This is a genomic window from Eubacterium ramulus, assembly GCF_003122485.1.
Classification (GTDB): Bacteria; Bacillota; Clostridia; order Lachnospirales; family Lachnospiraceae; genus Eubacterium_I; species Eubacterium_I ramulus_A.
This window is the reverse complement of sequence record NZ_JRFU01000131.1, coordinates 1-8829: the sequence shown is the minus strand read 5'-3', so window position 1 is coordinate 8829 and position 8829 is coordinate 1. Positions and strand designations below refer to the sequence as shown.

The window sequence follows — 8829 nt, the reverse complement described above, 5'->3', positions numbered from 1 at the left end:
CTCCCACTGAGAAAGACTTGTTATTACTCACCACTTGCAGAAGTGGGAGTCTCAACTCAGAGTGAGATAAATTCAGGTTATGAAGAGAACTCTGGATATTTTGTCCCGGACGCTAATCGTCGTTTTCCGGGAAAAAATATCCAGAGTTCTTTTTTTCGTTGTGTAATTAAAAAAATTGCGTTAATATATCAGTTATGAAAATAAAAAAATAAAAAAGGAATGGTTGAATTATGAGTCTGATAAAAGGAATTCACCATGTAGCATTAAAATGCTGTGGAAAAGAGGAATTTGAGAAAACAAAGCAGTTTTACGGTGAGGTGCTTGGTCTTCCGGTGGCAAGAAGCTGGAACAGCGGCATCATGTACGATACCGGAGCTGGCCTGATGGAAATTTTTGAGACAGAGGAGACTCCTCTGGAGACAGGAACAATCCGTCATTTTGCATTTGCAGTAGAGGATACAGATGCCTGTGTGGAAGCTGTTCGTGCTGCCGGATATGAGGTGTTTGTGGAGCCGAAGGATATTGAAATCGCATCTGAGATTCCGTTTCCGGCGCGTATTGCGTTCTGCCGGGGACCAGTTGGCGAAGAAATTGAGTTTTTCCATGAAAAATAAACGAGTACAGGAGGAAATGCATTAGTGAGAAAAGGGAGAGCGATTGCGTTATTGCCGATCGCAGTTTTTCTGGTTCTGTATCTGGGACTTGGTATTTTATTTGAATATGTTATGAAGATCCCGATGGGATTTTACAATGTGCCGATCGTGTTTGCTTTTCTGGTGGCGATCTTGGTCGCCTGTCTGCAAAATCGTAAGGTCAGTTTTGATGAAAAACTTGGCATTATGGCGCATGGACTGGCAGATAAAAATATTATCACGATGCTGCTGATCTTTTTGACTGCTGGTGTATTTGTCGGCGTGGTTGGACGAAGCAGTGCCGAGAGTGTGGCGTATTTTATGCTGTCGATTATTCCGGCGCGGTTTTCGGTGGCAGTCTTATTTGGAGTAGCATGTTTTGTGTCTCTGGCAATGGGAACTTCCGTTGGAACGATTACGCTGCTGACACCGATTGCGGTAGCGGTATCGAACGCTTCCGGTTTTGGACTGCCGCTTTGCGTGGCCTCTGTCATGGGCGGTTCCATGTTTGGCGATAATCTGTCATTTATTTCGGATACGACGATTGCCGCCTGCAACGGACAGGACTGCGAGATGAAGGACAAGTTCCGAGAGAATTTCTGGATTGCGCTTCCGGCGGCGATTGCGACGCTGATTTTGATTTTGATTCTGTCCTTCCGGACGGATATCTCTGGAACCGTGACGGAGAGTTATCATTTGCTTCAGATTGTGCCATATATTCTGGTACTGATCGGTGGAATTATCGGCGTTAATGTGTTTGTGGTGTTGCTGATTGGAATCGTGTCCGGTGCAATCATTATGCTGGCGGTGGGACATATCAGTCCGGCAGATTTGCTGGCAAATGTCGGAAACGGTGCTTCCGGTATGTTTGAGACCTGTATGGTGGCAATTCTTGTGGCAGCGCTTTGTGCATTGATCCGGGAATATGGCGGATTTGATGCATTGTTAGCAGGCATCCATAAAGTGTTTAAAGGGAAAAAAGGCGGTCAGCTTGGTATGGGACTGCTGGTTGGCGCTATGGATGTGGCGACGGCAAATAATACTGTAGCTATCGTTATGGCAAATCCGATTGCAAAAGAGATGGCGGAGGAGTACGGCATTACACCGCGAAAAACAGCATCGATTTTGGATACGTTTTCTGCAGTTTCGCAGGGAATTATTCCGTATGGTGCGCAGATGCTGGTAGCAATTTCCGCAGCGCATGAATTGGGATATGATCTGTCGGCATTTCAAATTATGCCGAAGTTATTTTATCCGATTCTGCTGTTGTTTAGTTCACTGGTATTTATCTTCCTGGTGCCGCAGAAGGAAAGAAGAGACATATGAATTACGAAGGAATGATTTACCGTCCGCCAAGTGAGGCATACAGCCTGATCTTGCAGGTGACGGTGGGATGTGCGCACAACAGCTGCACGTTTTGTACGATGTACAAAGAAAAAAGCTTTCATGTAAAGCCTTTGCGCGAAGTGGAAGAAGATTTAAAAGAAGCACGAGATTATTACGGAAATCGCAGTCTGCGGATTTTTCTGGCAGACGGGGATGCACTGGTGCTGTCACAGGAAAAATTGTGTACGATTTTACGTTTGTGCAGACAGTATTTTCCAAAGGCAGAGCGCATTACTTCTTATGGAACCGCGCAGGATATTTTGCGAAAATCGAAAAAAGAGCTTCAGGAATTACATGAACTTGGGCTTGATATGATCTATCTGGGGGCAGAATCCGGAAGTCCGGAGATTTTGGAACATATCCACAAAGGTGTGACGGTGGAAGAATATGTACAGGCCGCGGAGCGGTTACGTGGAACAGGGATTCGGCTCAGTGTGACGCTGATCTCTGGTCTTGGTGGACAGAAATTGCTGAAAGAGCATGCGATTGCATCTGCAAAACTAATCACAGCGATGAAACCGGATTATCTGGGATTTCTGACGCTGCTTTTAGAGCCGGGTGCACCGATGCTAAAGGAAGTAAAATCCGGTGCGATGCAGCTTCTGACACCGGCGCAGGTGCTTGAGGAGATGGAGCTGTTTTTGACACATGTAGATTCGGAAGGAACGGTATTTCGTTCCAATCACGCTTCCAATTATATTTCTCTGGCGGGCAATCTGAACCGGGACATTTCGGTGATGCTGGAGAAAATTCAGAAAAGCCGGGAGCGGGATGCATTTAAAAACGAGTACATGCGTAGATTATAAAGAGCTCCTGAGAAATTTTCTTGAATGCGACTAATTCGTGCCCAGAATATAGATTAGTTGTGACTGGATTACAAGTACATTATTGGTTTGTGCAAATGTGTATAGAAAATAAAAATTGAGTAAATTATTGTATGGCAGGAAAATTTTTCAAATTTCCTGTCATATTTTTTTGCCTTTCTGCATATAAATTACCTAGAAATAAAAGTGAAACTTTGGGTTAAAGGGAATCTGGCTTTATTTCGGGAATGGAGATGGTGGAATGCGAAGAAAATTCAAAAGACCTCTCACGTTTTTACTGGCGTTGCTGTTGCTTTTTTCACTGACCGGGGTATCTGTGCAGGCAGAAGAATCTGGAAACGCAGGTACTTCCAATCAGGCGCAGACGGTTGTGATGCAGGCGGACGGTACGCAGAAAGAAGATGATGTGGGAGAAACTGCTTCCACGGAAGAAAACATGCAACACAATGCACAAGAGATAAATTTAACAGAAATACAAACGGAAGAATCACAGAAGGAACAGAATGATAATGTAGAAGCCGAGGATACTTTGCAGGAAAAAATAAACTCTGAAATGGATCAGAAGGAATCGTTGCAGGGAGATGAAGCACAGAATGCAGAAAAATCATCTGCAGAAGATGCAACAAAAACTACAGACAGCGATGCTGAGAATCAAACAGGTGAAACTGTAAATGGTTCAGATGTAGAAAATAATGCATCCGAAAATGCAGCAGCTGTGGAACCTCTGGCAGCAGGAAATGTTTCTGTCACAATTACAGATAACATTGAAAATTCCGGAACTTTAAATGCACAGGTTACCGGTGAGCAGTCAGACGGAATCACTCTGGAATGGTACAAGCATGCCGAAGGGACGAATACATGGACAAAGGTAGAACGGCATAAAGTAACCGGAAATTCCTACAATGTATCGGAAGATGGAACCGATCTGAATGTTGCGCTGGATAAAGGCGCCCGTTGTTTTTACAAGGTTCAGGTAAAGGACGCTTCCGGTCAGCTTCTGGCAGAGTCAGCGGCACTTCAGGTTAGCTACTACAACCAGCTGGAAAATGGAGATTTTGAAACACCGGTGACAACCAAAGAAACTGGTTATCAGCCGTTTTATTCCAACGGAACTCCAGGGCTCATCTGGAAGACAACTGCAAAGGATGCAGAAATTGAGTATGTCAGTGCTGCCACAGATAAGTTTGACAAAGATACCGGAAAGACACATGCACAGCAGTCTCTGGAATGGCATAAGGTAGAGGCAGCAGCCAGTGGAACACAGTTTGCAGAATTGAATGCAAACGAACCAGGTGCGCTGTATCAGGATGTACTGACTACTCCGGGGGCAAAACTTTACTGGCAGCTTTATCATCGCGGACGTGGTACGAAAGCGAATGACAGTAAACAGAAAGATATGATGTACGTGGTGATTATGTCTACAAAACTGGCGGAACAATATAAGGTTGAAACTCAGAGTAAAGTGCAGGATGTTATCACAAATGTGCAAAATAATACCGGAAAATATCCGGGAGCTTCGGTGGCAACCATCACGGACGATAACGTGCAGTGGTATCGTCACACTGGGGATTATGATGTCAGCGAAAATCAGTATCTGACAAGATTTTTCTTTGTTGCAGGCGAAACTGCATTTGATAAAAATGGTGGTGATGGTAAGACAAAAGCTGGAACCGTTGGAAATCATCTGGACAACGTGTCCTTTAGTGAGACACTTCCAGATCCAAATCCGGATACCGGACATTTGCAGATTGTCAAAACAGTACGTGGACTGACGGAGGATCAGGCAGCATCTTATCAGCTGCAGGTGAAAATTACAGGACCGGATCAGAAGTCGGAAACGGTTTCTTTAAGTCAGTTTACCAGAAACGACGATGGTTCTTATTCCTGCACTTATACAAAAACAAATGTGGCAGCTGGAACGTATCGGATCGAGGAAATTTTGCCGGCGGCGATTCCAAACTACCGGGTCGATGCGACATTTAACGGCACAGAGGGAGCCGAAGGAACCATAATGGTGCAGGATCAGAAAACTGCGATTGCAAACATTGTAAACACGTATGTTTATGATATTGTGTCACCACCGACAGGAGTTCAGAATAATGCAATTCCTATGGGAATTTTGATGGGAGCTGCCCTGGGACTTGGCGCAGTATATCTGGTTTACAGCAAACGTAGAAAACATTCACGTTTTTAATGAAATGAACCTGCATAGTAATTAGATTAAAGGAATGGTGGCTATTTGTTTGAGGTGAATATAATCAAGAAAGAACCACGGTAGAAAACGGAAAGATTTATGAAAAGTAATGGAAGGAAAGTGATTTCGGAAAAAGAAACATCAGAAACTGAAACGATGGAAAAACAGGATGTGGCTATTCAAAAAGAATGGCGCTGGTTTCTGATACGTCTGCTGATTTTGATTGGAATTTTGTATCTCCTTTTTGGTGTTATGTTTGGAATCACCACAGTCAAAAATGAAGATATGTCACCCCGCATGAGTGCCGGTGATCTGGTGTTGTATTATCGACTGGATAAACATCCGGTTGCCGGGGATGTCATTGTTTATAAAAAAGACGATCAGCAGTACGTGGGACGAATTGTCGCGAAAGGGGGCGATTCGGTAGAAATTACAGAACAGGCAACAGTGAAGGTCAACGAGAGTGTCGTACTGGAACAAAATATTTTTTATCAGACTCCGCAATACGAAAGTGATGTCATATATCCATTGCAATTGCAGGAGCAGCAATATTTTGTACTGGGCGATTATCGGGAAGGTGCAACAGACAGCCGTTATTTTGGAGCGGTGGATACACGTGAGATAAAAGGAAAAATTATCACTGTGATTCGACGAAATTCGCTATAGGAAATGAGCGAATATTAAGAGAACGGTGAAATACTCAGAGCTTATTTGATAGAAAGTGATATCAGTGGTGGAAGTTGATTTCTTCTCTGATATAACCTTTGATGGATTGTAAATATACGAAGAAAAGAATTTCATCAAACAAGCTGAACAAAAATAGTATGGATTTGAAAAGGAAGGTAAAAGAGTATGAAAAAGAAAATGATCGGACGTGTATCAGCACTGACAGTTGCAGGAGTAATGATGTTTGGCGGAATGCAGATCCCGGCGATGGCAGCCACCGGAGACAGTGTGGTTCAGTTCCAGAAAGTGCTGCAAATGGAAAACGCAGAGGGCGCAAATGTACCGAATGTGACCTATACTTATACCATTACAGCGGGAAGTGCGATAGGTGCAACAGCAAATTCTCCGGAAGTCAAAGCAGGTGTTGGCTTACCAACTATTTCGAGCGTAACTTATACAAAGGGTGACACAATCACACAGAACAAAGTGACAAAGAACGTATCCATCACATTCCCGGATGGAACTTTTACCGCTCCTGGCATTTATCGTTATGTGATTACTGAAAGTGAAAATACCAATACAGATATTACTGATGTGGGCACTAATACACGTTATATGGACGTTTATGTAGTAAATGACAGCGATGGCGGTTACAAAATCGATGCCACTATATTTACAGAAACCGCAGTGACACCGACCTTTGATAAGAATACAAAACAGCCGACATATGGCGGAAAAAACAGCAATATCACAGACGCTTACACCACCTATGAGCTGAGTCTGGATAAAGTAGTAGAAGGAAATATGGGTAACAAGGACCAGTTGTTTAATTTTACAATTAATTTCAAGGGCCCGGCAAACACATCCTTTACTTTTGGAGATAAGAAAGTGGATTTAGATGCACAGGGCAATGGCTCTGTAAGTCTGGATCTGGCAGATAAAACAGCAATTGCTGAAATCAAGGGTATTCCATCCACTGTAACTTATACCGTAACAGAGAATGTGAGCAGTTCCGAAGGCTACGATACCACATTTGCAGTAAAAAGAGGAACCGGCACTTCCCAGAGTATTGCAAAAGATACCGCAGCAAGCACTTCTGCAAAAGTAACAGCAACCTCTCAGGAAATGACCAAAGCAGATAACGCAGTTGTTGTAACAAATACGAAGAAAACGGTATCTCCGACAGGTATTGCACTCAGTGTAACTCCGTATGCACTGCTTGCAGGTCTGGCTTCTGCCCTTGGAGCACTGTTCTTTCGCAGAAAAAAATTATCTTAAGCAGTCGAAATTGAATCAACAGGAAACCGCAGAGCTAAAAAAGCAGCGGCAGAACATGAAAAAGAACAGTGATACAAAATGACAGGAAGCAGGGAATTACAAACAAAAACGGAACAACTGGAAAAAGTAAATATGCAGAATGCAGATTCAAATTCAGAAGCAGCAAATGACCGCAGAATAACCATTGCAGAAAAACTGCTGCGGATTGCGAATCGTAGTATGAATCTATTTGTTGCCTGCCTGATGACGGTGTTGTTTCTGTACGGCGGCTATTCCCTGTGGGACACCTGGCGCATTTATCACAGTGCACTGCCGGATCAGGACCTGATGAAACTGAAACCTGTAAAGGGGGAGGATAGCAATCCCTCTTTGCAGGATCTGCAAAAAATCAATGCAGATGTCTGTGCATGGCTGACGGTGTATGATACCGGCATCGATTACCCGGTGGTGCGTGGGAAAGATGATATGGAATATATCAATAAAGATGTATATGGAGACTTTGCACTGTCAGGAGCAATCTTTCTGCAGAGTGCGAATCAACCGGATTTTTCGGATCCATATAATCTGATTTATGGGCATCATATGAGCAATGGAGCCATGTTTGGTGATGTGGTGGAATTTGCCGATGAAGAATATTTTGCCACGCATGAGACCGGAACCTTATATTTGCCGGAAAAAACATGTTCCATTACATTTTTTGCCTGTGTGGAGACAGATGCGATGGACAGCCAGATCTATGGATATATCGGGGAACCGGATACGACCGGGCAGATGCAGCAGCTTTTGCAGTATGTTCAGGAACATGCGGTGCAGTATCGGGACATTGGTGTAACATCGCAGGATTCTGTGATCGCTCTATCTACCTGTGCGGAATCTGCCACAAACGGAAGGGTGGTGTTATTTGGAAAACTGCAGGAATCCTCTGATAACAAGCAGAAATAGCTGTATTTTGAAAATAGTGAAACAGTTTTCTGAATAATTCTGCTAGAAGAAAGTAGTGTTGTTTTGATGAAAAAAGAATAGGACTAAAAATGTGTGGAAGGAGGTGCGAAATGAAGCAGAAAAACGTGCAAAAAGACAATGTGAATGGAACTGGAAACCTGGTTGTTGAAAAAATCGTGGAGAGCAAAAAAGGTGGCATCTTTGTGTTAGCCATGGTTCTGCTCTTCTGGTGTGCACTGTTATTTGCGTTACCTGCCATGGCGGCGGAAAAGACCTGTGCGGTGTCAATTCCAGTGTCAGTGAAAATGACAGGTAATGGATCTGACAGTCAGACGCAGAAGAATCCGGCTTTTACAGTCGTAATGGAGGCAGCAGACGGACGGACAGACCTTCCAATGCCGGAGCAGAACCAGATACAGATTGGGGCAACTGGGAGCGGGACATTTGACTCCATTCTGTATACAACACCTGGAGACTATGAATACCACATTCGGCAGCTTAGCGGCACAGATCAGAACATCACATACGATGCTACCGAATATGATGTAACAGTTCGTGTGACAAATGCCGAAAATGGCGGTTTGGAAGCCGAAATGTGGGCAGTTCATCCGGGGCAATCCGGAAAACAGAGCCAGATCACATTTGAAAACAAGTGGAAAACCACAGAAACTCCGGGAACCATTGAAACACCAGCCAAAACATCGGTAAAAACAGCCACAGCCGTAACCGCAAAAGCACCAAAAACCGGTGATATGCAGAATCCGGCACTTTACGTGGTCGTAATTATTGTTGCAGCTGGAGTGGCTATCAGTGTTAGTTTATATCGTAAGTATAAGAAAAAAGAAGAATTATAGAAATTATTTTATCTCAGTCGAGAAGACTCCCACTTCTGCAAGTGGTGAGTAAT

At 43.7% G+C, this 8829-nt stretch carries 9 protein-coding genes; all 9 read left to right on the top strand.

What is annotated here, in order from left to right; all coding sequences use genetic code 11:
- On the top strand, positions 1 to 198 hold a 198-nt coding region (locus LG34_RS16955; RefSeq protein WP_207657030.1), incomplete at its 5' end, for a hypothetical protein.
- A gap of 32 nt (positions 199 to 230) precedes the next feature.
- Entirely contained in the window at positions 231 to 614 is a 384-nt protein-coding gene (locus tag LG34_RS11590; RefSeq protein ID WP_109216197.1) for a VOC family protein, read from the top strand.
- Positions 615 to 638: 24 nt separating this feature from the next.
- Positions 639 to 1958, top strand: a complete 1320-nt coding sequence (locus LG34_RS11585) for a Na+/H+ antiporter NhaC family protein (protein ID WP_109216196.1) — start codon at positions 639 to 641, stop codon at positions 1956 to 1958.
- Positions 1955 to 2824 carry a radical SAM protein gene (locus LG34_RS11580; RefSeq protein ID WP_109216195.1) on the top strand — a complete coding sequence of 290 codons (870 nt, stop codon included), beginning with the start codon at positions 1955 to 1957 and terminating at the stop codon, positions 2822 to 2824. Before LG34_RS11585 ends, LG34_RS11580 begins: the two co-directional genes overlap by 4 nt.
- A gap of 259 nt (positions 2825 to 3083) precedes the next feature.
- A complete protein-coding gene (locus LG34_RS11575; protein WP_109216194.1) occupies positions 3084 to 5036 on the top strand; it encodes a hypothetical protein in 1953 nt (650 codons plus the stop codon).
- 99 nt (positions 5037 to 5135) lie between these two features.
- Complete coding sequence (gene lepB / locus LG34_RS11570) at positions 5136 to 5702, top strand: signal peptidase I (RefSeq protein WP_242979892.1); 567 nt, start codon at positions 5136 to 5138, stop codon at positions 5700 to 5702.
- A 186-nt stretch (positions 5703 to 5888) separates the two neighbouring features.
- Positions 5889 to 6980 (top strand): DUF7601 domain-containing protein, encoded by a 1092-nt coding sequence (locus tag LG34_RS11565; RefSeq protein WP_109216193.1) that lies wholly within the window; start codon positions 5889 to 5891, stop codon positions 6978 to 6980.
- Between the two features lie 132 nt (positions 6981 to 7112).
- The gene (gene srtB, locus LG34_RS11560) at positions 7113 to 7922 is read left to right on the top strand and encodes a class B sortase (RefSeq protein WP_242979891.1); all 810 of its coding nucleotides are present in this window, start codon (positions 7113 to 7115) and stop codon (positions 7920 to 7922) included.
- Between the two features lie 110 nt (positions 7923 to 8032).
- Complete coding sequence (locus LG34_RS11555) at positions 8033 to 8776, top strand: Spy0128 family protein (RefSeq protein WP_158582269.1); 744 nt, start codon at positions 8033 to 8035, stop codon at positions 8774 to 8776.
- Positions 8777 to 8829: the final 53 nt, after the last annotated feature.